Annotated in this window: 27 protein-coding genes; all 27 read right to left on the bottom strand. The window is 52.1% G+C overall.

All coding sequences use genetic code 11. The features are described from left to right. Positions 1 to 88: 88 nt before the first annotated feature. The 27 genes from BLQ59_RS16175 to BLQ59_RS06035 all read right to left on the bottom strand — a co-directional run bounded on the left by BLQ59_RS16175 (position 89) and on the right by BLQ59_RS06035 (position 25,380). Complete coding sequence (locus tag BLQ59_RS16175; protein WP_074572025.1) at positions 89 to 685, bottom strand: recombinase family protein; 597 nt, start codon at positions 683 to 685, stop codon at positions 89 to 91. A 158-nt stretch (positions 686 to 843) separates the two neighbouring features. Further along, the gene (gene glyS / locus BLQ59_RS06160; RefSeq protein ID WP_074572015.1) at positions 844 to 2,895 is read right to left on the bottom strand and encodes a glycine--tRNA ligase subunit beta; all 2,052 of its coding nucleotides are present in this window, start codon (positions 2,893 to 2,895) and stop codon (positions 844 to 846) included. Then, positions 2,895 to 3,773, bottom strand: coding sequence for a glycine--tRNA ligase subunit alpha (gene glyQ, locus BLQ59_RS06155; protein WP_014423721.1), 879 nt, complete (start codon positions 3,771 to 3,773; stop codon positions 2,895 to 2,897). Before glyQ ends, glyS begins: the two co-directional genes overlap by 1 nt. Before the next feature lie 292 nt (positions 3,774 to 4,065). Continuing rightward, complete coding sequence (locus BLQ59_RS06150; protein WP_074572014.1) at positions 4,066 to 4,836, bottom strand: hypothetical protein; 771 nt, start codon at positions 4,834 to 4,836, stop codon at positions 4,066 to 4,068. A gap of 52 nt (positions 4,837 to 4,888) precedes the next feature. After that, entirely contained in the window at positions 4,889 to 5,209 is a 321-nt protein-coding gene (locus tag BLQ59_RS06145) for a hypothetical protein (RefSeq protein ID WP_081342475.1), read from the bottom strand. A 69-nt stretch (positions 5,210 to 5,278) separates the two neighbouring features. Continuing rightward, a complete protein-coding gene (locus BLQ59_RS06140) occupies positions 5,279 to 6,955 on the bottom strand; it encodes a DUF342 domain-containing protein (RefSeq protein ID WP_074572012.1) in 1,677 nt (558 codons plus the stop codon). A gap of 23 nt (positions 6,956 to 6,978) precedes the next feature. Then, positions 6,979 to 7,731 carry a FliA/WhiG family RNA polymerase sigma factor gene (locus BLQ59_RS06135; protein WP_074572024.1) on the bottom strand — a complete coding sequence of 251 codons (753 nt, stop codon included), beginning with the start codon at positions 7,729 to 7,731 and terminating at the stop codon, positions 6,979 to 6,981. 59 nt (positions 7,732 to 7,790) lie between these two features. Further along, on the bottom strand, positions 7,791 to 8,162 hold the full coding sequence (locus tag BLQ59_RS06130) for a hypothetical protein (RefSeq protein ID WP_074572011.1): 372 nt from the start codon (positions 8,160 to 8,162) through the stop codon (positions 7,791 to 7,793). Positions 8,163 to 8,193: 31 nt separating this feature from the next. After that, positions 8,194 to 8,679, bottom strand: coding sequence for a chemotaxis protein CheD (locus BLQ59_RS06125; protein WP_074572010.1), 486 nt, complete (start codon positions 8,677 to 8,679; stop codon positions 8,194 to 8,196). Position 8,680: 1 nt separating this feature from the next. Further along, entirely contained in the window at positions 8,681 to 9,295 is a 615-nt protein-coding gene (locus BLQ59_RS06120) for a chemotaxis protein CheC (RefSeq protein ID WP_014423714.1), read from the bottom strand. A 21-nt stretch (positions 9,296 to 9,316) separates the two neighbouring features. Beyond that, positions 9,317 to 9,778 carry a chemotaxis protein CheW gene (locus BLQ59_RS06115; RefSeq protein ID WP_014423713.1) on the bottom strand — a complete coding sequence of 154 codons (462 nt, stop codon included), beginning with the start codon at positions 9,776 to 9,778 and terminating at the stop codon, positions 9,317 to 9,319. 13 nt (positions 9,779 to 9,791) lie between these two features. After that, entirely contained in the window at positions 9,792 to 11,885 is a 2,094-nt protein-coding gene (locus tag BLQ59_RS06110; RefSeq protein ID WP_074572009.1) for a chemotaxis protein CheA, read from the bottom strand. 21 nt (positions 11,886 to 11,906) lie between these two features. Beyond that, positions 11,907 to 13,139, bottom strand: a complete 1,233-nt coding sequence (locus BLQ59_RS06105; RefSeq protein ID WP_074572008.1) for a protein-glutamate methylesterase/protein-glutamine glutaminase — start codon at positions 13,137 to 13,139, stop codon at positions 11,907 to 11,909. Positions 13,140 to 13,190: 51 nt separating this feature from the next. Further along, entirely contained in the window at positions 13,191 to 13,874 is a 684-nt protein-coding gene (locus BLQ59_RS06100) for a flagellar brake protein (RefSeq protein WP_074572007.1), read from the bottom strand. A gap of 18 nt (positions 13,875 to 13,892) precedes the next feature. After that, positions 13,893 to 14,792, bottom strand: coding sequence for a MinD/ParA family protein (locus BLQ59_RS06095; protein ID WP_074572006.1), 900 nt, complete (start codon positions 14,790 to 14,792; stop codon positions 13,893 to 13,895). Position 14,793: 1 nt separating this feature from the next. After that, positions 14,794 to 16,203, bottom strand: a complete 1,410-nt coding sequence (gene flhF, locus BLQ59_RS06090; RefSeq protein WP_074572005.1) for a flagellar biosynthesis GTPase FlhF — start codon at positions 16,201 to 16,203, stop codon at positions 14,794 to 14,796. Between the two features lies 1 nt (position 16,204). Continuing rightward, positions 16,205 to 18,292, bottom strand: a complete 2,088-nt coding sequence (flhA, locus tag BLQ59_RS06085) for a flagellar biosynthesis protein FlhA (RefSeq protein ID WP_074572004.1) — start codon at positions 18,290 to 18,292, stop codon at positions 16,205 to 16,207. Positions 18,293 to 18,313: 21 nt separating this feature from the next. Continuing rightward, positions 18,314 to 19,438, bottom strand: coding sequence for a flagellar biosynthesis protein FlhB (flhB, locus tag BLQ59_RS06080; RefSeq protein WP_074572023.1), 1,125 nt, complete (start codon positions 19,436 to 19,438; stop codon positions 18,314 to 18,316). Continuing rightward, positions 19,401 to 20,183 carry a flagellar biosynthetic protein FliR gene (fliR, locus tag BLQ59_RS06075; protein WP_074572003.1) on the bottom strand — a complete coding sequence of 261 codons (783 nt, stop codon included), beginning with the start codon at positions 20,181 to 20,183 and terminating at the stop codon, positions 19,401 to 19,403. The genes flhB and fliR overlap by 38 nt, the downstream gene beginning before the upstream one ends. A gap of 11 nt (positions 20,184 to 20,194) precedes the next feature. Beyond that, positions 20,195 to 20,464 carry a flagellar biosynthesis protein FliQ gene (gene fliQ / locus BLQ59_RS06070; protein ID WP_074572002.1) on the bottom strand — a complete coding sequence of 90 codons (270 nt, stop codon included), beginning with the start codon at positions 20,462 to 20,464 and terminating at the stop codon, positions 20,195 to 20,197. A gap of 36 nt (positions 20,465 to 20,500) precedes the next feature. After that, positions 20,501 to 21,235, bottom strand: a complete 735-nt coding sequence (fliP, locus tag BLQ59_RS06065; RefSeq protein ID WP_074572022.1) for a flagellar type III secretion system pore protein FliP — start codon at positions 21,233 to 21,235, stop codon at positions 20,501 to 20,503. Between the two features lie 62 nt (positions 21,236 to 21,297). Then, on the bottom strand, positions 21,298 to 21,789 hold the full coding sequence (fliO, locus tag BLQ59_RS06060) for a flagellar biosynthetic protein FliO (RefSeq protein ID WP_256324617.1): 492 nt from the start codon (positions 21,787 to 21,789) through the stop codon (positions 21,298 to 21,300). A 32-nt stretch (positions 21,790 to 21,821) separates the two neighbouring features. Further along, entirely contained in the window at positions 21,822 to 22,184 is a 363-nt protein-coding gene (locus tag BLQ59_RS06055) for a response regulator (RefSeq protein WP_014423701.1), read from the bottom strand. A 113-nt stretch (positions 22,185 to 22,297) separates the two neighbouring features. After that, on the bottom strand, positions 22,298 to 23,569 hold the full coding sequence (gene fliY / locus BLQ59_RS06050; RefSeq protein ID WP_074572000.1) for a flagellar motor switch phosphatase FliY: 1,272 nt from the start codon (positions 23,567 to 23,569) through the stop codon (positions 22,298 to 22,300). Further along, on the bottom strand, positions 23,562 to 24,566 hold the full coding sequence (fliM, locus tag BLQ59_RS06045) for a flagellar motor switch protein FliM (protein WP_074571999.1): 1,005 nt from the start codon (positions 24,564 to 24,566) through the stop codon (positions 23,562 to 23,564). The genes fliY and fliM overlap by 8 nt, the downstream gene beginning before the upstream one ends. Before the next feature lie 35 nt (positions 24,567 to 24,601). After that, complete coding sequence (locus tag BLQ59_RS06040) at positions 24,602 to 25,114, bottom strand: flagellar basal body-associated FliL family protein (RefSeq protein WP_074571998.1); 513 nt, start codon at positions 25,112 to 25,114, stop codon at positions 24,602 to 24,604. A gap of 65 nt (positions 25,115 to 25,179) precedes the next feature. Then, positions 25,180 to 25,380, bottom strand: a complete 201-nt coding sequence (locus BLQ59_RS06035) for a flagellar FlbD family protein (protein WP_074571997.1) — start codon at positions 25,378 to 25,380, stop codon at positions 25,180 to 25,182. Positions 25,381 to 25,454 lie beyond the last annotated feature (74 nt).

Below are 25,454 nucleotides of genomic sequence, written 5' to 3'. Positions count from 1 at the left end.
AGTGTCAAAAAGTACACAATTTGACACTGCTATTTTTATACACCAAAAAGGAACCCCTGTCCGGCTTACAGAGGTTCCTCTTGAATGTCTATTTGATTTTCAGCTCCCGCAGACGGCGGAAGAATGTGGAGCGGCTAATGGCGCAGGTGCGCAGGACTTCATCCAGCGAACTGCGGTCATTCTTCCATCTTCTGACCAGTTTGAGGAAGTTGTCAGGCAGTTTTGCTTCGGGACGGCCGAAGCGTATGCCTTTGGCCTTGGCGGCGCTGATGCCCTGTGCCTGACGCTTCCTGATGTTTTCCCGTTCGGATTCGGCGACGAAGGAAAGTATCTGCAGGACGATATCGGCAATGAATGTGCCCAGCAGGTCTTTGTACTGCCGCGTATCAAGCAATGGCATGTCAATGACGCAAATATCGATGCCTTTGTCAGTGGTCAGATAGCGCCATTGGTTCTGGATTTCCTTGTAGTTGCGCCCCAGGCGGTCGATGCTCAGCACGTAGAGCAGATCCCCTTTACGCATGACACGGCAGAGCCGTTTGTAGCTCTGCCGATTGAAGTCTTTCCCGGATTGCTTATCCACAAAGATCTGCTTCTCGGGGATATGCAGTTCCTGCATGGCCCGCAACTGGCGGTCCTCATTCTGGTCAATAGACGACACACGGATGTAAGCATAGTTTTTCATGTTAATACCTCCTAGATTATAATAGAAATTCTCTCTCAATATATATACATACACTTTCATGCGTGAAAATTTCCTTTAGGAGGATTTTTTTCATAATTTTTCATAAAAAAACGCTGTGTCCAGTCAAGATAGGACACAGCATTTTTTATTGGTTGATCTTACAAGACAATCTTGCTGAAATCGGCCACTTTGTTGACCAACGTGTCGATGGCTTTCAGCAGAGCCAGACGGTTGTTCTTGATGGCCTCATCTTTATCCATGACCATAACGGCATCGAAGAAGGCATCGATGGGCTTGGACAGTTCCTTGAGGGCATCGATGGCACCGGTATAGTCCTGACCATCCACGAGGCTGGCTACAGCACTGTTGGTGGATTTGTAGACATCATAGAGAGCCTTTTCTTCGTCAGCCACGAAAGTGCTTTCGCTGATTTCCGTAACTTTGGCTTTCTTGGCCAGATTGGAGGCACGCACGAAGGCCTGGATGTTCGCAGCGGCATCTGCCGTTTCCACGAACTTGGCTGCAGCGGCAGCGTGCAGGCTCACGGCGTAGATATCGTCCACGTTTTCCAGCACGGCATCCACGACATCGTAACGCACATTCTCAAGCACATTCTTGAGGCGCAGGCGCATAAAGTCAGCTACATCACTCTGCATCTTCGTACGTACAGCTTCATCCGTCAAGCCGTAAAGATCCATGGATTTCGCCACGATCTTGCTGAGACTTACGTTCCACTTGGCTTCAATCAGCATATTTACGAGGCCCAGAGCCTGACGACGCAGGGCAAACGGGTCCTGGGAGCCCGTCGGGATCTTGCCGCGGCTGAAGGTACCGACGATGGTATCGATCTTATCGGCAAGGCTCACGATACGGCCAGCTTCCGTCTGGGGCTGGTTGTCGCCGGCGAAACGGGGCATATAATGCTCGTCAATAGCAATAGCCACTTTCTCGCATTCGCCATCGAGTTTCGCATACTCGCGGCCCATGATGCCCTGCAGTTCGGTGAACTCGGTTACCATGCCGGTTACGAGGTCTGCCTTGGACAGGAGGGCAGCACGCTGTGCATGCTTGTGGGCCTTTTCGTCAGCGCCGATTTCGTCGGCAATGAAGCCGGCCAGTTCCACGAGGCGCTCGGATTTTTCGTACATGGTGCCCAAGCCCTGCTGGAACACGACGGTCTTGAGCTTTTCGCGGTGCTCTTCGAGGCTCTTCTTGCGGTCCTCATCGAAGAAGAACTGGGCATCGGCCAGACGTGCACGCAGTACGCGCTCGTTGCCGTGCTGCACGGTTTCGAGGTGTTCGCTGCCGCCATTGCGCACCGTGATAAAGAGCGGCAGCAGTTTGCCGTCAGCATCTTTCACGGGGAAGTAACGCTGATGGTCGCGCATCGGCGTGATAACCGTTTCGGGGGGCAGTTCCAGATATTTTTCCTCAAACTTGCCGCAGAGGGCCGTCGGGTATTCCACAAGGTAGAGCACTTCTTCGAGCAGATCTTCGGTGATTTCCGCCTTGCCGCCGTTCTTTTCGGCCACTTCAGCAATCTGTTCGCGAATCATAGCCTTGCGCTTTTCCTGATCCACGATGACGAAATTTTCCTCGCAAGCTTTTTCGTAGTCAGCAGCGCTGCTGATGGTGAAATCTCCCTGGGACAGGAAGCGGTGGCCGCGGGAAGTGTTGCCGGATTTAACCTCAGCCACTTCAAAGGGCACAACTTCTGCATCATAGAGAGCTACAATCCAGCGCAGGGGACGGATGAACTTGAAGTCCAGATCACGCCAGCGCATGTTGTTGGGGAAGTTCAGGCCGCAGATGAGTTCCGGCAGGATGGTCTGCAGCAGTTCGCTGGTTTCCTTGCCCTTTTCATGCACCATAGCATAGACATAACCGTCTTTCTCCACGAGGTCTTTCGGATCGATGCCCTGTCCGCGGGCAAAGCCCTGGGCAGCCTTGGTGGGATTGCCGTCAGCATCGAAAGCGATGGCAGCGGACGGACCGCGGTTCTCACTGGATACGTCTTCCTGCTTCTCGGCTAAGGCCTTGACAAGCAGAGCCGTACGACGGGGGGTGCCGATAGTGCGGATTTCCCCACAGGCAATGCGGTTATCGGCAAAAGCCTTGGCCGCATTTTCCTTCAACTGGGCAAGGATGCCCGGCATGACATGTGCCGGTACTTCTTCCGTGCCGATTTCTAACAGTAAATCCTTGCTCATTATTTCTCCCCCCTGTGCAGCATGGGATAACCGAGCTCCTCACGCTGTTTCAAGTAACATTCGGCGCAGAGACGTGCCAGCTTGCGCACGCGGCCGATAAAGGCCGTACGCTGGGACACGGAGATAGCCCCGCGGGCATCCAACAGGTTGAAGGTATGGGAGCATTTGAGCACATAGTCGTAAGCCGGATGCACGTAGCCTTCGGCGATTACGCGCACTGCTTCAGCTTCGTACTTGTCAAACATCTCGAACAGCAGCTTTTCATCGGACAGGTCGAAGGCATACGCGGACTGCTCGTACTCATTCTGATGGAATACATCACCATAGGTGTAATCATCCGTCCACTGGATGTCATAGACGTTCTCCACACCCTGAATATACATGGCCAGACGCTCGAGGCCATAGGTGATTTCCGAAGCTACCGGCTTGACATCCTGGCTGCCCACCTGCTGGAAATAGGTGAACTGGGTGATTTCCATGCCGTCGAGCCAGACTTCCCAGCCCAGGCCCCAGGCGCCCAGCGTCGGGGATTCCCAGTTATCCTCAACGAAGCGGATATCATGCTGTTTCGGATCGATACCCAGACGCTCCAAGCTTTCGAGGTAAAGTTCCTGAATGTTGTCCGGAGACGGCTTCATGATAACCTGGAACTGATGGTGCTGGTAAAGGCGGTTCGGGTTATCGCCATAGCGGCCATCGGCAGGTCTCCGGGACGGCTCCACATAAGCCACGTTCCACGGCTCGGGACCAAGCACACGCAAAAAGGTGGAGGGGTTCATCGTGCCCGCACCTTTTTCAACATCATAGGGCTGAGCTAAGATGCAGCCCTGCTCTGACCAGAATTTCTGCAGAGCCAGGATGATTTCCTGAAATTTCATAGGTACAACTCCTTTTTCTACTGTTACGGTTGACCGTGACATACTAAAAAGTCCCGCCCCCGTAACGCTAACGTTACAGGGACGAGACTATATTTCTATATTCCCGCGGTTCCACCCTGATTGGTTTCCGTCAAGCGGAAGCCCACCTCAAAGTCTGCATTTGTCTTTTGCTCCAAAGTGCCCTTCACGCTTTGGCCGGCTTACACCCTCCCGGCCTCGCTATACTGCGCTACTCCTCTTTTTCATCGCTGAAGATATTTTAGCAAAGTTAACAGACACTGTCAATGACCATTCAATGCTCTCTGTCGTCGAGTTCCCGGCGGTTCATCTCGCGCAGGAGTTCGATAGCGCCGCGCCCCATGCCGGTTTCCCGGGCAGTATCCTCTACTGAGTAGCCGCTTCTGAGCAAGGCTTTGGCTTTGGCCGCGTTGGGCGATACAGGCTTTTCCTGTGGTGCCCGTGTGGGAGCTGTTTCCTCCTCTTCCGCTGGCTCCGGCGAAATTTTTTCCTCAATCTCCTCCGGTCTGCGGTTCATGGCTTCTGCCAGGCCTGCGGCCTGCTGAGCATTGATAGCCGGTTCTGCTTCCTGCCTCTCCATGGAATTTTGCAGCACCTCGGCAAAGTTCTGCGCATCTCCCCGCTGTTGGAGGGGAATCGCTGCCTGGCGGCTCATAACCGGGCTGACAGGCTGGGGCGGCACGATCGGCACCGACTGATAAGCTGCTAATTCTGCAATGACCTTGCGGGCTTCACTAAGTTCCCGGTTCAAGGCCGCCGAACGTTCCTCGAGCTCACCAGCCAGGCGCTTGTATTCATTCAAACCAGCCTCCAGACGCGCATTGCGCTCATCGGCCTGCCGGACCAGCCCTTCCAGATGCTGAATATGGTTGCCCATGCGATTGATCACCGCATCAGCTGAACGGGTAAGTTCTGCCTTCAGCTGCTCCGTGGAAGTACGCAGTTCTTCCATATCCACTCCCTGACGACGCTGGGAAACATAACGCACTACGAGCACCAGCAATGCACCGGCTATAATAAGAAATCCTAATATTTCTGGAACCATAGGTTAAAATAAAACCCTCCTCACGCTATAATCATCTAAGATTATACGATATTTACAGGCTAATGTCTAATAAATGCCCCCGGGATGGATCTTCAGCCATCTTCATCATGTTTTCTTCAGCGGCTTCTTCCATCGGTTCAGGACTGCGCCGCCTTCCACGTGCACCGCCTCCCTGCCTTCTCTGCCGGTCCGGATCATCCTTGATACGGCCATCTTCCGGATTATCTTTTTCCTGCACCTGCTGTTGTTTCAGCTTATCCTCACGCTTCTGCTCCAGGGCCTGATAGTCTGCCTGCAGGGCATTGGCCTGATTGAGATTATGCTGCACCTGACCGGCATCCGTGGCCCGGGGCACAATCATCTGCATACTCATCGGACTGACATCCATGCTCTTCCACCTCTTTCCCAAACAAAAGCTGCCCCCGGAAGGGGGCGACTTGAGTCAATACGGACCGATATTGATGCGTTCATCCTTCACCGTCAGCAAGCAGCGGCGAATCGTACTCTGGACATTCATAATAATGGAATTGATGCTGATGCGCACACCTGGATAAACCGTATCCGAAACCCGGATCTTGCCATCATTCATGCGCCCCATAGCTTCTTCCAGCGCCACAATCTCCTTCTCCGCCCGCTTGATTTTCCCTGCCAGCGGGAATTGGGAGCGTGTCAGGGCATTGATCTGATCAATGCGCTGCTGAGGCAGGCGGCTGACATCAATCTTCCCCAGCGTATTCAGCATCTGGGTAATCTGCTTGAGCCTTGCTCTGTCCTCTTTGCATTCCTTGCAGAGCTCATTGTATTTCTGCTGGATAGTCGGATCTACACCGACGGAAAGACGCGTCACCACAGCTGCCGGGTTCCCTACCAGCTTGCAGCGAATCTCCTCGCTGGCCGCTGCACTGCCCCCGGTGATGATGCCCTTGCGTTCTTCCACATAGATGCATTTGCCAGCCCGGACATTGGAATGCAGGATTGTATCCGTGATATTTACATCACGGCCGGCCTCGATGTTGGCATTCTCAGCAAAGAGCGCCCGCACATCCTCAGCTGCCTTGACCAGGCCGCGATTCTGTCCGACAATACCGCCCTTGATGACTACATTGCGGCCGGACACATCGGCACCGTTCACCATGCCGCCGATTTCGATATCGCCTGTAGCCTTGACGATGAATCCTGCCTCTACATTTCCCTTGATGGATACACCGCCGACAAAATCGATATTGCCAGTACCAGCGCCCACACTGGAATGGATTTCCAGATGCGGATCGATGTCAATCTTGCGGGTGCTGTCCACAATCTGACCACTCATCGTGGCATAGAGTTCATTTTCATTGCGGACTTCCGTATTCTTCCCCTGTGGCATCGGAATGGGCCTTCCCGCACGGGCCACCACCGTCATCCCAAAGATATTCTTGCCCGGTGTCCCTTCCGTCTGCGGAATCCGTACGGCCAGCAGATCACCCTTCTTGGCCAGTACAAACAGTCCCATATCCTTGTAATTAGCCCGGTTATATTCGTCGATCTTCGGCTTGTTCTTGATGGAAAGATCGAATTTCCGTTCAATCTTAGCATTGTCGCCATGCTGTACCTGCTTCCCTTCAGCAGCGACAAAGGGCGTGAGGCTCTTGACACCTTTTTCGATTGCCTCTTCATTGATCCCGAAGACAACACCTTTCTCTGCCAAAGCTGCCTTGACCTCTTCGGCCTCTGGCAAGCCGGAACCTTTGTTGGTATCATAGCGCACCGTGGCAATCATCTGGTCGCGGCTCACATCGATGATGATGCCCGCCTTCTCACTCTCGTCAATTGCCTCCTGCTCTGCAGCCAGTTCATCTGTTGCAGATAATATTTCATTTTCTTCGTCTGCCACTTCTACGAATTCATCGGCAATCTTCCGCCGCTCACCTGCCGCCTCCCGAATGATCTTGGAAAGGTCTATGATATCGTAATCAATAACACCATTTTCCTGCAGACTTTGCCGCACATCGGACAGTTCAAAAAGCATTTCCGTGCCATCACTGGGATATACCGTTACGAAAACGCCATCCTGAAGGAATTCGAGCAGATAACCTGCGTCCGGACCGCCAACTGCTGGGCGTAATACCTGGTCATCCATGATGCGTCCCCCTTAAGGCTGTTCTATACCAAGCTTGCCTTCATCCGAGCTAAATAGCCACGCATACGGAAGATTGCTTTCGTATGCAGCTGGGATATGCGTGCCTCGGATAAGTTAAGGATTAAGCTGATTTCTTTCAAAGTCAATTCTTCGTAGTAGTATAGCGCTACCACTTTTTTTTCCTTTTCCGGCAGCCGTTCAATGGCCGCAGACAAAGTTTGTCTCAATTCTTCCTTCTCCATGCGGTCAGAAGGCCCCGGATCGCCCGTGAGCGGAGAATCTGCCCGCAGATAATCGTCCAGGGGAATGACAGTAGCCACACTGATCTGCCCCTCCAGGGCAATGAGTTCCTTTACCGACATGGATAATTCATTGGCCAGTTCCTCGTCGGTGGCAGGCCTGCCCAAGCGATTTTCCAATTCATATACGGTCTGCTCGTAACGCCTGATACGCTGCCGGATAGCCACCGGAAGCCAGTCCTTGGCCCGCAGATGATCCAGCATAGCTCCGCGGATGCGGATGCCGGCATAGGTCTCAAACTTGTTCTTGCGCTCGATATCATAGCGGTCAATGGCATCCAACAGGCCAAAAAAACCGCTCGATAGCAGGTCATCCCGATCCACATGAGCCGGCAGACTGATAGCGAGCCGCCCGGCAACCAGCTTGACCAGAGGCAGATAGTACTCAGCCAGCTGGTTGCGCAGCTCCACACTTTTATTTGCCAAAAATTCTTGCCACAGGGAAGCGACATCTATCGCCGGCGCTTCATTTGTCATTTCTAACGTATCCACTTGAGCGCCCTCCTCCCTTCAACATATCCTAATACTATGCCTGATCACTCAGGTGTTTTCATGCGCGTCAGATCCTCCGTGGAGAGAGGCTCAAACTGCGCTGGTTCCTCCGCTGCTCCTGTCTCCGCTTCGTCCGCCACCGGCTGCTGATCGCCAGCCTCACTTTCTGCCGGCGCCTCTCCTTCCAACTCCGCCAGAGCTTCCTCATCCTTTGCCTCAAGAAAATCGTCAAAGTCGATGATGTCTCTGGCGGCGAGAATCCTCAGCACAATGTAGACAATCAAGCCTGCGCTGACAAACCCAACAAAACTGCGAAAAACCACTGTGATGAAACGCGCCTCGCTCGATAGTCCCGTAACCACTATCACCACGGCGGCGATAAAAGCGAATACTGCTGCTGCATATAATTTAGCCAAAATCTTTTCACCTGCAAATCTAATCTGACAATTAAATTTCTTTTTCGCCTTTATCGATGGTCTTAACCTTGTATACGCCAGTATTCAGATCAATGGATACCGTACGGCCATAGGTGCCGCCGGTATCTTCCGCTATGATCTTGATACCCTGTGCTTTTAAAATCTTCTTGGCTGCCTCCGCATTGCGGCTGCCGACACGCATGATATCGGTAGCATTCTGGAAGGCAAACATCTGCGCTCCGCCTGCGATCTTAGCCACCAGGCGCGTTTTGGAAGCGCCCAGAGCTAATACATCCTTGAGCATCAGCGGTAATCCTGTATCCGCAAACTTTGCCGGATTGTCCGTGGGACGGGCCTGCGTGCTATCGGGAAGCATGATATGCAGAAGCCCGCCGACTTTCGTCTGGGGATCGTACAAGGAAATCCCGATGCAGGATCCAAGACCATAGCTGATGATGGTTGACGGAGCAGAACCAACTTTATAGTCGGCCATCCCGACTCTGATAAGATCTGCCATATCACTCAACTCCTACAGCTTTTATAATCGTCTCCAACGAACCCGGATCCGGCACCAGGAAAAACTGACCGTTGATGCCATCATCCTCCGAAAGGAATTCTGTTTCGATAACCAGTGCCTGGTCACCCATCTGGCCCAGCTGTGCCAGTACGACATTCAGCAGTGCCCCTGCCATATCCATGGCCAGTGCCGGGATAGACGGCAGCATGGTAATCTTGGTAAAGGTAAAGAACGCGTTAAGATACGCGCCGGACAGGATGTTGCCGATCTCCATCAGGGCAGATTCATCCATGAAATCCAGGCTGTTGGTCTGTCCATGGGGTTTGCCCATCAGGGTATCCACCAGATAAAAAGCGGATTTCTGCGGCAACAGGAACAGGATATTGCTGGGGGCCTTGCCGTAAACACGCAGGAAGATACCTACGACTACGGCGTCCGGACCGCCCACAAGATCCGGCACCACTTCGAGCGGTACCAGTGCCACCTTGGGCACATTCATATCAATTCTTCTGTTGATTACCTGGGACAGGGCTGTCGCCGAGTTCCCGGCACCAACATTACCAATCTCACGCAAAGCATCCAGCTGATTGGCGGAAAGGTTTAATTCTTCGGTCATAGTCGACACCTCGTTTTTCGATTACTTGCCATCGCCAGTTGCACCAATGATTTCTTCCAGATTGAGCATGATGATGAGTCTGCCATCCACATTGCCAATGCCATTGAGGAAACGGGAACCGCTGCGGTCATTGGTAGCTTTCTTGGTATCCACCGTCTTGCTGCCAATGGTCAGGACTTCCGTCACGGCATCCACGAGCATCCCGACATGAAGCTCGTCGATCGTCACAGTGACAATGCGGGTATTTTCCGTATAGGGAGTTTCTGCCAGACCGAGCCGTTTCTTCAAGTCGATGACCGGCAGGACCGAGCCGCGAAGGTTGATTACTCCCTTTATGAAATCAGCAGCAAAGGGAACGCGGGTGATATCCGTCATATTGCGGATTTCCTGTACATTCAGGATGCTGACGCCGTATTCTTCGTCGCGAAGCTTGAACGCCACGACCTGCACTTCATCATTCTGTTTGTTTTCTTCGTTTGCCATGGTTGCTGCCTCCTTACTGCTGCATCATCGTAGCTACATCGAGAATCAGGGCCACACGGCCATCGCCCAGCACCGTAGCACCGGAGAACATCTTGAGACCGGTGAAGAGGTTGCCCAACGTCTTGATAACGATTTCCTGCTGGCCGATCAGATTGTCTACTACGATACCAGCTTTGGCTTCGCCGGCATGTACAACTACGACGAAAATCTCGTCCGAATCCTTCACATGTGGAATCTGCAGGGTTTCTTCCATGCGGATGATGGGGATGATCTCACCGCGCAGAACGATGACTTCACGGTTGCGCACGGTCTTGATATCCGTGGGCTGGATGTTGATGGTACTGTCGATGGATCCCAGCGGAATCGCATAGATTTCTTCCTGTACCTTGACCAGCATGGCCTGGATGATGGCCAGCGTCAGCGGCAGTTTAATCTTGAAGACGGAACCTTCGTCAATCTTGGTCTCTACGTCCACATGACCGGACAGGGATTCAATCTTGCTGCGCACCACGTCCATGCCTACGCCGCGGCCGGAGATATCCGTGATCTGCTCAGCAGTGGAGAAGCCCGGCAGGAAGATCAAACGTACTGCATCGGCATCATCGAGCTTGTCGGCATCTTCCTGCGAGATCATGCCCTTTTCAATGGCCTTTTTGCGGATCTTGTTGGCATCGATGCCGCTGCCGTCGTCAGTAACCATGATGACCACGTTGTTGCCTTCGTGACGGGCAATCAGGCCGACTTCACCAGTACGGGGTTTGCCCTTGGCTTCACGGTCATCCGGGTGCTCAACGCCATGGTCCAGTGAGTTGCGCAATAAATGCATGATGGGATCGCCGATCTCATCGATAACGGTACGGTCGAGTTCTGTTTCCTCACCTTCGATGGTCAGGTTGATCTCTTTATTCAGTTCCTTGGATACGTCGCGGACCATGCGCGGGAAGCGGTTGAATACTGCACTTACCGGCACCATGCGGACCTTCATGACAATGTTCTGCAGGTCCGTGGTAACCCGGTCCATCTGTTCCAAAGTCTCTGTCAATTCTCCCAAACGATGGGCCTGGCCGATCTGTTCCAGACGTACCTTGTTGATAACCAGCTCGCCCATGAGGTTCATCAGGGTATCGAGCTTATCGATATCCACACGTACCGACTGGCTCTGATGCCCTTTCTTGGCGGCAGCTGCCGCAGGTTTGGCCGCAGCCGGTTTTGCTGCCGGTTTCGGTGCAGCAGGCTTGGGTGCTGGAGCTGCAGGGGCCGGAGCTGCGGGTGCTGCTGCGGCGGGGGCAGCTGCCGGAGCAGGTGCTGCTTCTGCCGGTTTATCCGGATCGACCACTTCCACTACGATCTTCTCGATTTCGGAAATCGTGCTCAATGCATCTTCCACGGCTTTTTTGTCGGCGCCGGTAACCATCAGTACATCGAAGCTGTGCTCGAATTTTTCCTGTTCCAGGTCCTCTGCCGGCGGCACGGATTTGATCACGTCGCCCAATTCATCCAGCGCATTCATGACCATATAAGAGCGGGCTGATTTCAGCAGACAGGTTTCCGACAGGGTTACCTGAATATGAACACCAATCATGCCTCCCTCTTTTGCCTGACGCAGCATGCTGATATCCGTATCGCTGAGTGGTATGCTGGCAGCTACTGGTGCCGGTGCAGCGCCTGCCGCTGGTGCAGCTTCTGCCGCAGGAGCGGCTGGCGCAGCAGCTGCGGGAGCCGGTTCTCCTTTGGAGATGGAGCTGAGCTTCGTCACGAGATCGCTGACATCCACCACATCTTCCGAATCGCCGCCGGCAACGCTGTCGATCATCTGTTCCAAAGAGTCCAGGCATTTGAACAGCGTATCAATAATATCTTCATCCAGTTTCAGTTGTTCCTTGCGGATCAGGTCCAGGACATCTTCCATCTCATGCGTCAGTTCGGCAATCTTATTATATCCCATGGTTGCCGACATGCCCTTCAGGGTGTGTGCATTGCGGAAAATATCATTTACCACCGAGATGTCTTCAGGATTCTCCTCCAAGCTTAGAAGGCCTTCATTCAAAGACTGTAAATGCTCGTGAGATTCATCCAAAAACATATCCATATACTGATTGGTATCCATTTGTATTCCCCCTATATCCTTTTATCTCTTTACAGCCTCGACGATTGCCTGAGCTATGCTTTCCACGGGTTTCACCTCATCAGCCAGCCCCGCATCCACCACGGCCTTGGGCATACCGTAGACTACACATGTCGGTTCATCCTGCGCAATACTGTAGCCGCCCGCCGCCTTGATCTTCTTCATTCCTTCACAGCCATCACAGCCCATGCCGGTCATGATGACCGCCACCAGATTCCTGCCAATGCCTGCCACAGAATCATACATGACATTCACAGCAGGACGGTGATTGCCCACAGGAGGATCCTGTCCCAGAACGATCTTGCGGCTGCTGCCGTCTTCCTGCACCCGCAGATGGTGACTGCCGGGAGCGATATACACCCACCCAGGCTTGATCACATCCCCATCTTCGGCCTCCTTCACGGAAACCTGCGAGATCGTATCCAGCCTGTCAGCCAAAGCCTTGGTAAAACCTGCCGGCATATGTTGCACCACCACCACCCCGCAGGGCAGATTTCCCGGCAGGCGGGTTATCACCTGCTGTAAAGCCTGCGGACCGCCGGTTGAAGTGCCGATGGCTACCAGCTTCCTGGCGCCATTACCTATACTGCCCATCGCCACCGGCGTTACCTTGTTGGCTGCCGGCGGCTGCGGCTTGCCGCGTGCCTGCAGGATTATGGGATTGGACCGCTTCACGCCAAAGGGACTGCCTGAATTTTGCGACGGTGTTACGGATGCCGTCCCGCCAAGTTTCAACCCTTGACGCTGAGGCAATTCCACCCGTTTCATCACCGGTGGTGTGGAGGTTCCCGGAGTAGTCAAAGATGCCAGTTTTTTCTGTGGAGTATAAGGCATCCTGCGTACCTTGGCCCTGGCCGCATTGCGGCATTTTTCCAGCAGCTCATCCTCAATCGCATCGAGTTTGGAAATGCTGCCGCCAGCCTTGCTGATAAAGTCCACCGCTCCCAGGCTCAATGCCCGCACAGTGGCCTCTGTTCCCTGCTGGGTAAGACTGCTGAGCATTACCACCGGGGTAGGCTGTTTCTCCATGATAACTGCCAGGGCATTAAGACCATCCATGACCGGCATATTCACATCCATAGTCACCAGGTCCGGACTGAGCTCCATCACCTTGTTGATTGCTTCCTTGCCATTTATCGCCGCACCTGCTACTTCAAAATCCGGCTGCTTATTGAAAAAGTCCGTCAGGATCTTGCGCATGAATGCAGAATCATCAGCGATCAAGACACGTATCATCCCGCTCACCTCTTTTACTATCCGGCTCCCCTAACATCTGAATATTTTAACTTATTCTTTCAAACCTTTTGCAATGCTTGCCCGCTGCACCGAGAACAGATAGCGGACAATCTGATTGACGACAGCCCGGGGCAAATGCTGAAAAGCAGCCCCCACATGGTAGACCACCGACTCATCCGCACGTTCCACTTCTTCACAACGGACCACACGGCACAGGACATCAATATTGCCGGCACCAGGAATGCCATTCAGCTCCAGTCCCAGACTGGCAGGCACGGATACCTGATGGTCAAAAATCAGGCAGATACCGCTGCCACTCAAATCATAGATGGGCACAATCTCCTTGGCATGAATGGTCCCATCCTCATCCACCAGCCGCACTTTCGCCGACATATTGACTCTGACGCGCACAAACTCACGATTTTGGAAGCGTTCCATCTTCTTGGGCTTGGTGATATACCAAATGGGAATGCGGTCATCCTTCTTGCCCATGCCCTTGAAAACCGTAAAAAAGCGGAACCGGCATTGATTTCCCACGGCTACACCATAGAGTTTCTCGCCCTGCTGGGGAATGACCGGCACACCTTTTCTGGTCATAGGCATAGCTACTTCCAGAATATCATCGGTGATATCCTCAATGCGGCTTTTATAGCGGGTATCGTCGGCTTCCACATAGAACTCGACGCGTTGGCCAATTTTTAAGTTTTCTTTTGCCTTTACTAATTCGCCTGCCATAATCAAGTTCCTCCATGTTTAATGCGCAAAATTAAATATTTGCCTTAAAAATCCTTTCCAGCCACGCTTGACCGTCATTTTGCTGCCATAAAGGATACTGTTCACCAATCCTTGTATGCAGCGGGAAGCCACGGAATGGGGCTGTGCAGCCAAAAACGGCTGCTGCTGGCGCACGGCTTTCATCACCGCGCTATCTTCAAAGACATATCCCAGGCAATCGATGTTCATATTCAAAAAGCGTTGGGATGTATGCTGCAGCTTGAGCACCACTTCCCTGCTTTCCGCCTCATCATATACCCGGTTCACCAGCAATTTTATATTTTTCTGCGCTGCATACATGCTGTAAGCTTTCAGCACCGCATAAGCATCGGTGAGGGCTGTGGGTTCCGGTGTCGTCACCAAGAGCACCTCATCAGCTGCCAGGATGAAGTCCATGACATTCTTGCCCAGCCCAGCACCGGTATCAATCAGGATGACGTCGGCCATCTGCCCGCAGGCGGTGAGTTTCTGCATCAGACGCTGCCGTTCCTCATAAGTGAAATCCGCTGCTTTCTCTATGCCGGAGCCACCCGATATATACGTAACGCCATAGGGACCATTCATTATGACGTCCTCGAGTTCTGTATCCCGTTCCAGCAAATTCAGCAAGTGCTTCTTCGACATGCTGCCCAGCACCACATCCACGTTGGCCATGCCCAGGTCAGCATCGATGACCAGTACTCTCTGCCCGGCCTGCCCTAAGGCAATGGCCAGATTCACCGCAATATTGGTTTTGCCGACACCACCCTTGCCGCTGGTAATCGCAATCACCCTTGGCCCCATCGCTGAAAGGGAAAGATTCCTGGCAGGCGCTGCGGGCTGCACTTCGTATTCGCTTTTATCCACTAATTGACGCAGTCTTGCTGCCTGATCTACCATATTATTCCCTCAACAACAATGCGGCTAATTTATCAGCAGTGGCCGGCACGATATCATCGGGCACGCTCTGTCCATTCGTCATGAATGACAGGGCAATATCCTTGTCGGCAAGGAGATTGACAATCATGCCTAAACTGCTGGTTTCATCTGTCTTGGTGAAGATAACCCGGTTGGGCTCACAGACGGAAAATTTCTGCAGGATATCGGCCACATCCCGATTCTTGGTCGTAGCACTCATGACCAGATGTTTCTCAATCCGGGAATCCACCGCCAGGAAATCCTGCAATTCCTTCATCTGATATTCATTGTGCTGGCTGCGGCCGGCAGTATCGATAAGGATCAGGTCCTTGTCCCGGTGCTTGTGGATAGCTACCTTCAGTTCATCCGGGGAATAGACGATTTCCAGCGGCAGGCCGATGATATCAGAATAGGTCTTGAGCTGCTCCACCGCCGAAATACGATAAGTATCTGCCGTGATAAGTGCTGCCCGGATATTCTTTTCCAGGACAAAGCGGGCGGCAATCTTAGCTAAAGTCGTGGTCTTGCCTACACCGGTAGCACCGATAAGTGCCACAATGCGTACACCATGCTTGTTGAGTTTGATTCCCTCGGCAAAGTTGAGCTTATTCTCCAGATAGCCGGCTACTACTTCCGGTGCCCGTCTATCCAAAGAGTCCATCAGCATATCCCCGGCCGCCGTCTTGGCTGCCATATCCTTCAGTATTTCCTCATCGACTTCCTGACGGCGCAGGGCTTCCTGCAGGGACACTTCATCCTGTGGCTGGTCCTTGCTCATGACCTGCGTCAGCAAGGTTTTCATCTGGGCCAGTTCGGCCTCAAGCTTCTGGATCTTTTCTGCATCTTCCGGATTGGACATCATCACAGGCTGCATTACAGGGTGCATATCATTTGCGGCAATCACTTCTTCATCTTCCTTTTGTCTGGCTATGTTGGCATTTGTTGCTTCGTCAATTGTTTCCGTGGTCAATACCCTGGCCTGTGCTGCCGTTTTTACGCCGGCGCCATCCGGGATCAGCGGCTGGAAATCCGGCGCCGCAATAGGCGCTTCTGCCATGCGCACACCGGTTTCCGTGCCATTGGTCTTGTACTGCGAGAGAATCGTATTGGGCAGCGGTGCTGCCTTGGATACCACATCCAGCTTGCTGCCACTTATGGCCTGCCGTTCACCTTCACCGGGCAGGCTGCGGCGCGCTCTGGATTTCAGCTGGCCTTCCGGGGCATTTTCCTCGATAGCGGCAGTAACTTCCACCACTTCCTTGCCCTTATACCCCATAAAGCCGCCCTCATGGTATTTCTTCGTGTGCAATATCACGGCATCACGGCCCAATTCATCTTTAACTTGCTCCATGGCTTCCTTCATCGTGGAAGCCTTCACTACTTTTATCTGCAACTTAAATCTTCACCACCCCAAGAATCTGTATCTCTACGCTCTGCTCAATCTCCGCATGGGACAGGATAATGAGTCCCGGCACGGAGCGTTCCACCAGTTTACGGAAGTACAGGCGTACAGCCGGGCTGGTCAGCACGATTGGCTGATAGCCCATATTGGTAAGTTTCGGCAGCTCGGTATTGAGTGCCGTAACCAGTCTTTGCATGGAATCCGGATCGATGCTCACATAAGAGCCATGTTCCGTGCGCTGGACACCACCGGCAATGCGGTTCTCAAGAGCCGGATCCAGCGTGATACAGGGAAGTGTCCCATTCTGGACATTCATCTGCGTGATATGACGCGCCATGGCATGACGGACGTACTCGGTGAGAATCTCCGTGTCCTTGGTCGCCCGGGCATAATCGGCCAGCACCTCCAGTATCGTGCTCATATCGCGGATGGAAATGCGCTCCCGCAGGAGATTGGCCAGTACCTTCTGAATCTCGCCCACGCTGAGAAGATCCGGTACCACCTCGTCCACCAGCGCCTGATTGGATTTCTTGAGATTGTCGATAAGGTTCTGGGTTTCCTGACGGCCCAGGATTTCATCAGCATGCTGCTTGATGACCTCCGTAAGATGTGTGGCCAGCACGGACACCGCATCAACCACGGTGTAACCATTGAGCTCTGCCTGCTCACGCTCACTTTCGGGAATCCATAAGGCAGGCAGGCCAAAGGCAGGCTCCGTCGTCTCAATCCCCGGCACTTCCTCAAAGACCGTACCGGAATTCATGGCCAGATAATGATCCAGCATGAGCTCGCCCTTAGCGATTTCAATGCCCTTGAGCTTGATGATATAGGCATTGGGCTTGATCTGGATATTATCGCGGATACGGATGGTGGGCACGACAAGGCCCAATTCCAAAGCGCATTGACGGCGGATCATGACGATACGGTCGAGGAGATCACCGCCCTGCCCCGTATCCACCAAAGGAATCAGTGAATAGCCGATCTCCAGTTCCATCGGATCAACCTGCAGCAGGGAAACGATATTCTCCGGTGTTGTCGCCTTGCGCTTTTCCTGCACCTTCTTTTCTTCCTGCTGGACTTCGGTCTTGACTTCCGTAGACTGCTTGAGCGCCCGGCCAATCAGGAAGCAGCCAATGGACAGTGCCGTAAACGGCACGCCCGGCAAACCTGGGACCATCGCAAAGAAGAGCAGTACACCGCAAAGGATAAAGAAGATGCGATCATTATGGAATAACTGCTTCGTGATGTCGCTGCCCAGGTTGCCTTCTGCACCGGCACGGGTAACGATAAGACCCGTAGCAGTCGAAATCAACAGTGCCGGGATCTGGCCTACCAGGCCTTCACCCACGGTCAGGAGTGTATAGGTCTGCAGGGCCTGCAGGGCTTCCAGATTGCGCTGCACCATACCGATGACAAAGCCGCCGGCGATGTTGATGAGCATGATGATGATTGCCGCGATGGCATCGCCCTTGACGAACTTTGAAGCACCGTCCATAGCCCCGAAGAAATCTGCTTCGTGCTGAATCTTTTCACGGCGGACTTTGGCTTCTGCATCCGTGATGGCCCCCTGATTGAGGTCCGCATCGATGGACATCTGCTTACCGGGCATAGCATCCAAGGTGAAACGGGCCGATACTTCAGCCACACGTTCCGAACCTTTGGTGATGACGATAAAGTTGATGGCTACCAGGATGATGAACATGATAAATCCGACAACGGGATTACCACCGACAACGAAGTTACCGAAAGCCGTGATCACTTCACCCGCATAACCATCCAGCAGGATAAGACGGGTGGAAGAAATGTTGAGCGCCAGCCGGAATAAGGTGGTGATCAACAGGATAGAAGGGAATATCGATAAGTCCAAAGCTTCCTTGTTGTAGATTACCGACATCACCAGCAACAATGCGATCGTGATATTCAGACAGATCAGCATATCCAGCAGCAAGGTCGGCAACGGGATAATCATCATGACAACGATGGTTACGATGGCGACAGCCAGCATGACATCGCTGTATTTTTGAACAAAACTGCCCTTGCCCACCGAGGCGGCAGGTGCAGCTGCCTGTTGTGCAGCCATAATGCCTCTCCTTCAAAAAACTCATGCCCTGCGGCGGCGATTCTTCAGACGATATACATAAGCCAGGACTTCAGCTACAGCCTGATAAAGTTCTGCAGGGACCAGCTCCCCTACCTCCACACTGGCATACAGGGCCCGGGCCAAAGGCTTGTTCTCCACGATGGGAACCTTGTTTTCTGCAGCCAGCTCCTTGATGCGTCTGGCCACTAAATCCTGCCCTTTCGCTACGATCTGCGGCGCTGGCATACTCTTGTCGTATTTCAGTGCCACCGCAAAATGTGTCGGGTTGGTCACGATAACATCTGCCTTGGGAACTTCCTGCATCATGCGGGCCATGGCCATCTGCCGCTGTTTTTGTTTGATCTTGCCCTTGATCTGGGGATCACCTTCCGACTGTTTCGCCTCGTCCTTCACTTCCTGCTTGGACATCTTGAGGTCCTGCGTGGTCTGCCATTTCTGGTAGGCATAATCGATGAACCCCACAATCATGATGACACCTACCACCTCAAAGGCCATCTTGAAGATGATATCCGCTATCTGAGCCAAACTGGTAGGTAAATCGAAATAGATGAACTGTGGCATCTCCATCAGATGATCCGATAAAAAATCATAAAGGAAAAAACCAATAATTGCAATTTTCATCAGAGATTTGGCCAGCTCCATCAATGAGCGTTTGGAAAAAATACGGCCAAAGCCGTTGATGGGATTCAATTTTTCCGGTTTGAAACCAATCGCCTCTGTATTGAAATTCAGCCCCACCTGATAAAGGTTTACAGCTAGGCCAATGAACATGATCGCAATCATGATAGGCAGTGCCGTCTGGGCCAAAAGTTCGATGATACCAATAACGATGCGCAGGATATTTTCCGTATCCACCGGCTGATTCAGATGCGTGAATATATACGTGGCATAAGCCGCAATCTTTTGATATATAGACTCCCAAAGTATCCTCAGGATGGTAAAGCCCATCAACAGCACAAAGGCTGCGTTCATATCCGTACTACGGCCTACCTGCCCTTTTTTCTTCGCGTCAGCCCGCTTCTTGGCCGTTGGTTCTTCCGTCTTGTCATCTCCGGCAAAAAGCTGCAGATCAAAGACAAAAGCATCCCTAGCGTAAGGCTTCCAGCGCAATGGTGATATTTCCATACATTTCATTGAACAACACATCCAGAAATAAGACGTAGAACGGCAGTACCATGGTCAGAATCAGCATGCCCACAGTCAGCTGCATCGGAATACCCACAACGAAAATATTCATCTGTGGCATTGTACGCGCCAATATTCCCAGACCAACATTGGTCAGTAAAATGGCAAAGGTCACAGGCATGGCAATCTTCATGCCCGTAAAAAAAATTCCTGTCGTAAAGCGCGCAATAATCAGCGGCAGTGACAGATTGAGCTCTGCCCCGAGCAGGGGCACCAGCTTAAAGCTCTCGAATAAAGCAGAGATGATCATGTGATGCCCATTGGTCACCACAAAGACGATTATCCCCAAATTATAAAGAAAACTTCCGATAAGCGGCATCTGCTGACCGGAAGTCGGATCCATTACGTTTACTACGGCAAAACCGGCCTGCATATCCATAACCTTACCGGCAAATGTAATCGCAGCAAAGGAAATATAGGCCACCAGCCCGATAAGCCAGCCGACAAAAAGCTCTGCAAGCACCGCTCCAATATAACCTAACAGCGTATCCGGAGCTGTTATGCCCTGAAAATTATCCACTACAGGAAAGAGCACCAGCGCAAAAGCAAAGGAAGTTGCTGCCCGGAAATACACAGGAATGTTCAGACTGCCAAAGAATGGCGAAAGCATGAATATGCCGCCCACCCTGGTAAGCAGGAGCAAAAACACTGCCGCATGCCCCTGAAGAAGTTCATAAAAGTCCATAACCCGCTCCCTCAGCCGATATACCCCGGCAGATTGACCAGGATATTGGTCAGGTACTCTGTCATGATCCGGAGCATCCAGGGGCCAAAAATAAGGATTGCCACAAACACAGCGATAATCTTCGGTATAAATGCCAAAGTCTGCTCCTGAATGGATGTCGTTGCCTGAAACACACTGACCATCAGGCCAACCATCAGCCCCAGCCCCAACATGGGCGCTGCTACGATCATAACGATGAACAACGCTTCCTGTCCCAGCTGTACAACCAAATCACCTGACATAGACACCCGCTCCTCTTTCCCCAACCATTCGGACTGCTATTTGAAGCTGATGATCAGCGACTTTATCAGCAAGTGCCAGCCATCCACCATAACAAAGAGCAATATCTTGAACGGCAGGGATATCATTACCGGTGGCAGCATCATCATACCCATGGACATGAGGGTACTGGCCACGATCATATCAATGACGATAAAGGGTACATAAATCATGAAGCCGATCTGGAAAGCCGTCTTCAGTTCACTGATTACAAAAGCCGGAATCAGGGTAAACGTAGATACATCATCAGGCGATTCCGGACGTTCATCATCAGCCAGATTCACAAAGAGAGCCAGATCAGACTCCCGCGTCTGCTTGAACATAAACTCCCGAACCGGAGCCACCACATTCTTTATTGCTTCTTCCTGTGTTATCTGTCCGGCCATATACGGCTGAATGCCGTTTTCGTTAGCCTGGCTCCAATAGGGAGACATGATATAAAAGGTCAGGAAAAGCGATAAAGCTATGACCACCTGATTGGGCGGCGCATTCTGAGTGGACAGGGCATTACGCAAAAAGCCGATAACCACCACAATACGCACAAAAGACGTGGTCATGATAAGGATTCCCGGCGCCAAAGACAAAATCGTCAAAAGCGCCATTACCTGCAGCGTCACTGCCACATCCTGCGGTTTGTTTGAGGAGCCTACATCCACATTCACTGACGGGATAAGCGGTGCAGCCATTGCAACGCCCTGTGCCATAATCAGCAGGAGGGCCGCCCCTGCCAGCATGATAAAAGCATTCCGGCGTTTCAACTGCCCACCACTCCTTCTTCAATGATGATACCAATCTGTTACTTGCGGAACATCGGCGGTACTTTCTGTACCAGTCCTGCCAAAGTGCCAAATTGCTGAGAAAACATGTCCGGCATCCTGCCAAAAGCCAGATCTTCCCGATGCAGCCGTTCAATCTCGTCCGGATCGGTAATTTCTGTAAGCAATGTGATAGAATGTTCCGTAACCCCCAACATAAACACCCGGCCGCTCATTTCAATCACGCAGACCGACCGGTTCGGCCCCAAAGGCAGATGAGACAGTATCCTGCCGCCATAGCCCAGTTTCTGCTTGGCAAACTTGCCCCCGATAAACCGGGCAGCAAAATAAGCCAGCCCTACAACAAAGATAAAAATAGCAAAGAGGCTGACCAGATAAGCAATTGTTGACCACCAGGAAATCGACGTCGGCCGCGGTTCACTATTCTCATAGCCAGCCAGATAACCGCCCCTGGCAGCCTCCTCGGCTGCCAGGGCAGGTTCTGCTGCTATCAAAAGTACGATTATCCCCACGAAACACGCCAGAAAAATACTTTTTCTTTCCATTAGCCCACTGCTTTACGGACAGCCTCCAATACACGATCTGCCTGGAAGGGTTTTACGATAAAGTCCCGGGCACCAGCCTGGATGGCTTCAATAACCATTGCCTGCTGGCCCATTGCACTGCACATAACGATCTTGGCGTTGGGATCGACCTTCTTGATTTCCTTAACGGCGCTGATACCATCCATTTCCGGCATCGTGATATCCATCGTAACCAGGTCCGGCTTGAGCTCCTGATATTTTTCCAGAGCCTTCATGCCATTCTCGGCTTCGCCTACGACTTCGTAGCCGTTCTTGGACAGGATATCTTTAACCATCATTCTCATAAATGCCGCATCATCAACGACCAATACTCTTACTGCCATGTTCCATCTCTCCTCATCTTAAAAACATTCGACTTGGTTCAATAATAATTTAATTATATAAGAAAGTCTTGTTTTAGACAAGAGCCTCTCTACATGCTAAATCCCCCAGGGAATTATTGCAATTTCGCCGCCCGCTCTGCGGGGCTGGCAATCTCAGTGATACGCACACCGAAATTCTCGTCGATAACCACCACTTCACCTTTGGCCAGGAACTTGCCATTGACATTGATATCAACGGGTTCACCAGCCAGCTTGTCAAGTTCCACGATAGAACCATTGGTAAGCTCCAATATATCCTTGATGGATTTGTTGGTGCGCCCGAGTTCCACGGTCACAGACAAGGGAACATCCAGGATCAGGCCTATATTGGCATCATTGACCTGCACAGGCTGCATATTCAGTGGCGTAAATTGTGCCGGCTGAACGGGGATATTGCTGGCAACACCCTGCATGGGCATACCATAACCATATCCTCCTGCAGCTGGCGGCGGAGCCATGACCGGTGGGGCCATCTGCTGAGCCGGCGCCGACATTGGCGGGGGCGCAGCCGCAGGCGGCGGTGGTGCCGCTGCCGGTGGCGGTGGCGGCGGAGCTGCTGCCGGTTCCGGCTCGGGCTCATCAGCCGATCCATTGGTGAGGGATTCCACCATTTCCTTGGCCACTTCCACGGGCAGGATCTGCATGATCTCGCTATCGATAAGGCCGTCTACTTCCATGCGGAAGGAGGTACAAACGATGGGTTCCGTCTGCCCCAGCACCTCAGAAATCTTATCCTCACTGCCAAAATCAATGAGATTGACCTTGGGCGGGGAAATATCGATTTTCTTGTTGAACATTGTGGACAGGGATGTTGCCACCGTACCCATCATCTGGTTCATGGATTCGCCCACGGCACTCATGGCGATTTCATTGATTTCGGTATCGGGATTGGTGCCGTCGCCCCCCATCATCAGATCAGCGATGATGGCCGCATCCTGAGCCTGAATAGCCAGAACGTTATTGCCATCGATACCGATGGTATATCCAACCTCTACAATGAGGTAAGGCATGGGGTACTTTTCCTGTATTATGCTCATGGAGGATACAGAAACCGAGGGGGTTGTGATATTGACCTTATGACCCAGCAACACCGACAGGGTTGTTGCGGCGCTGCCCATGGAGATATTGCCAATCTCCCCTAAGGCATCCTTCTCCACATCCGTGAGTACATCATCAAATTGAGATGAACTACTGTCGGAGCCAGCTGATGGTTCAGCTGCTGCTTCTTCAGCTGCTTCAGCCGGTGCTGCATCCTCAGCCGGTGCCGCATCGTCTGCCGCTGGTATAGCACCACCATTAAGCAGGGCGTCAATCTCCGCTTGTGAGATCTTTCCGTCGTCACTCATCAGCAATCTCATCTCCTTCGCTTATAATTTTGGTAATCTGTACTGCCATTTTCTTCCCTGATTTGCCGGGACGACTGTAGAATTTTGGTCTCTTGCCTACCAAACACAAGAGATTGTCATTAACACGTGTATCCATCTGCAGGACATCACCAAAGCCCAAAGTCAGGAACTCATGGATGGTCAGATCCAGCGAACCAAGCTGCACCACAAAGGGAACTTTGGTACGCTCGATCTTCTTCTGCAGGAGTTTAACCTGTTCCGGGTTATCATCCTTGGATACGGATGAAGCCACCCAGAATGTCGTGGTGAGTTTTGACATAACCGGCTCCAGCACAAGATACGGAATGCAGATATTCATCATGCCTTCCACATCCCCCACCTTCATCTGGATGGTCACAATGACCACCATATCACTTGGCGGCACGATCTGCGTGAACTGCGGATTGGATTCTGTGGTTTCCAGTGCGGGGAAAAATTCCACGACATTGAGCCAGGCTTCCTTGAGATGCCCCAGCGCCGTATTGATAAAGCGCTGCACCACTACATCCTCAATTTCCGTGAGCACGCGGGGCTTTATCCCCACCCGGCCCTCACCGCCGAAGACGCGGTCAATGAAGGCAAAGGCAATCTCCGTGTTGATTTCCATGATGATATTGCCCTTGAGCGGCGGCACCGCCACAATGCTGATCACCGAAGGATTGGCCAGACTCTGGACGAATTCCTGATAGGTCAGCTGCTCAACGGAGGCAACCTCTACATTCACCAGCGTGCGCAGGTGCGTGGATAAATACGTATTCAAGAGCCTGGAAAAGCTCTCATGCAACATAAACAGCGTTCGTATCTGATCCTTGGAAAATTTATCCGGACGCTTGAAGTCGTATGTCTTGATTTTCTTTTGTTCTTCGTCTGCTTTGACTTCTTCTGCCGATACTGTTCCATCTGACAGTGCAGAAAGCAATTTATCTATCTCAGATTGAGATAGTACTTCATCTGCCAATCTACGCCCTCCTCCCTGCTGGAATACGAACGTGCTTACTGAAGCAGGAAGCTCGTTATATACACATCATACACAGAACCCGGCCCCAGTTTGTTGTTCAGTTCATCCTTCAATTTCTTCTTGAGTTCATCCTGCCGGTTTGCATCAAATTCATCGAGCTTTGCACTGCGCAGGAGCTGCATCGTCGTATCCAGGATCTTGGTTTCGGCTTCAGGGAGCAATGCACCTTCCTCTGTAATATTGCTTTTCTTGCCCGGATTCATTTCCAGAACAATACCAGCCTTCAGGAACTTGCCGGCCTTTTGGCCGCCCACGTTGACCAGGATACCCTCTTTTGCATCCCCTAGCTTGATGAACTTGCCAGGATCGTGATGTTCGTTGACTTGCTCTGTTGCGGTCTCCGCCATCATCTTAGTCGTTATGAAGAACGAGATGCCGCCGGCGAGCACCAGACCAATCAACACCAGAATGACAACCAGAACTATCGGAGATTTCTTCTTCGGTTCTTCCTCTGCCACTTCCTCTGTGTCTTTTTCTTCGTCAGCCATATGTTTACTCCTCCATAATCGTAATGTCTTTCAATTTTATAACAGCTGATGAGGATTTGTCCACATCAAAATTGGTGGAGTGCCCGGCGATACTTCATCACCCTGCGGACGATTTCATCCATGGGTTCCTCCACGATGAATTTCTTGCCATTAGTCAGGGTTACCACCGTATCCGGCGTTTCCTCTATCGTTTCTATTATTTCGGCATTGAGCACGAATTCTCCTTTTTTATTTGTCTGCGAATTAAACTTTGTCAGCTTGATCATGCTCTTCCTCTCCTTACCTTCCACATACTCATCCGGCACGTCTTCTTATTCTCTCTAATTTCGGCAAGGTTCGC

This window comes from Pseudoselenomonas ruminantium (assembly GCF_900104055.1).
Taxonomy (GTDB): domain Bacteria; phylum Bacillota; class Negativicutes; order Selenomonadales; family Selenomonadaceae; genus Selenomonas_A; species Selenomonas_A ruminantium_C.
The sequence above is the reverse complement of the archived record's forward strand: the minus strand, read 5'-3'. Positions and strand labels throughout refer to the sequence as shown.